Source organism: Sphingomonas lacusdianchii (assembly GCF_022664395.1).
Taxonomy (GTDB): Bacteria; Pseudomonadota; Alphaproteobacteria; order Sphingomonadales; family Sphingomonadaceae; genus Sphingomonas; species Sphingomonas lacusdianchii.
The window spans coordinates 1-1,895 of record NZ_JAKRET010000065.1 but is presented as its reverse complement, the minus strand read 5'-3'; the positions used below and the strand labels follow the sequence as shown (position 1 = coordinate 1,895).

The 1,895-nt window shown below is 65.0% G+C and carries 1 protein-coding gene; it reads left to right on the top strand.

The window, feature by feature from the left end; translation table 11 throughout:
• Nucleotides 1-1,895: catalase (locus MF607_RS22440; RefSeq protein WP_277926060.1), on the top strand; the 1,895-nt coding region annotated here is incomplete at both ends.

Sequence of the window (1,895 nt, the reverse complement as noted above, 5' to 3'; positions counted from 1 at the left end):
GAAACTCAAGGGCGAGACGGCCAAGAAGGCACCGCCGCTGCCGGCGGGTGCCGACCAGCCGACGAACTATGCCGAGCAGCAGGGCCATGGCGGCGAAACCCGCCAGACGACTTCGGACGCGGCACTTACCATGACCACGCAGCAGGGCATCCCGATCGCGGACGCCCAGAACAGTCTCAAGGCGGGTCTGCGGGGCCCCACGCTGCTCGAGGACTTCATCCTCCGCGAAAAGATCTTCCATTTCGATCACGAGCGCATCCCGGAGCGCGTCGTCCACGCACGCGGCTACGGCGCGCACGGCGTGTTCGAACTGACCGACAGTCTGGCCGACTACACCCGCGCCGACGTGCTGAGCACGGTCGGGCAGCAGACGGAGGTGTTCGTCCGCTTCTCAACGGTAGCGGGCAACAAGGGCTCGCGCGATCTGGCGCGCGACGTGCGCGGCTTCGCCGTCAAGATGTACACGAAGCAGGGCAACTGGGACATCGTCGGCAACAACATCCCGGTGTTCTTCATCCAGGATGCCATCAAGTTCCCCGATCTGGTCCATGCGGCCAAGCAGGAGCCCGACCGGGCGTTCCCCCAGGCGCAAACCGCACACGACAATTTCTGGGATTTCGCCAGCCTCACCCCGGAAGCCTGGCACATGATCATGTGGATCATGTCCGATCGCACGATCCCCCGCTCCTTCCGCACGATGGAGGGCTTCGGCGTCCACAGCTTCCGCCTGGTGAACGCGGAAGGCAGGTCGACCTTCGTCAAGTTCCACTGGAAGCCGCGCCAGGGGCTCCAGTCGGTGCTGTGGAACGAGGCGGTCAAGATCAGCGGCGCCGATCCCGACTATCATCGCCGCGATCTTTGGGAGGCGATCGAGAGCGGTGACTTCCCGCAATGGGATCTCGGCGTCCAGCTGTTCGATCAGGAAACCGCCGACAAGCTTCCCTTCGACCATCTCGACTCGACCAAGCTCATCCCCGAGGAGGACGTGCCGGTCCGCATCGTCGGTACGCTCACGCTCAATCGCAACGTCGACAACTTCTTCGCCGAAACCGAGCAGGTCGCCTACTGCACGCAGAACATCGTGCCGGGCATCGACTTCAGTGACGACCCGCTGTTGCACGGCCGCAACTTCTCCTATCTCGATACCCAGCTGAAGCGGCTCGGCAGCCCGAACTTCACCCACCTGCCGATCAATGCCCCGCGCTGTCCGGTGATGAACTTCCAGCAGGACGGCCACATGGCGATGCGCAATCCGAAGGGGCGCGTGAACTATGAGCCGAACAGCTGGGGCGCGGAAGGCGGTCCGCGCGAGAACGCGGAGATCGGCTTCACCAGTTTCCCCGCCGAGGTTCAGGGGACCAAGCAGCGGGTTCGGTCCGAAACCTTTGCCGATCATTACAGCCAGGCGCGGCAGTTCTATCTCAGCCAGCAGCCGATCGAGCAGAAGCACATCGGCGACGCGCTGGTGTTCGAGCTGTCGAAGGTAGATCGTGTCGACATCCGGGCCCGGGCGGTCAGCCACCTGCGCAACATCGACGAGGATCTCGCCGCTACCGTTGCGGACGGGCTCGGCCTCGACCTGCCGGACGCCGCCAAGGCGGCCAAGCCGACGTTAGACCTGCCGACATCGTCGGCGCTCTCGATCGTCGCCAACGGCCCGGCGAATTTCGCCGGGCGAAAGATGGGCCTGCTGCTGACCGATGGGTCGAGCGCCGAGCTGTTCAATGCGCTGACCAAGGCGCTGGAAGCCGAAGGCGCGGTCTGGGAGGTGGTCGCGCCGAAGATCGGCGGGGTCACGCTCGACGACGGCACCAAGGTCGCGGCCAAGCAGAAGATCGACGGCGGACCTTCGGTCCTGTTCGATGCCGTCGCGGTGCTCCCGTCCGAGGAGGGGG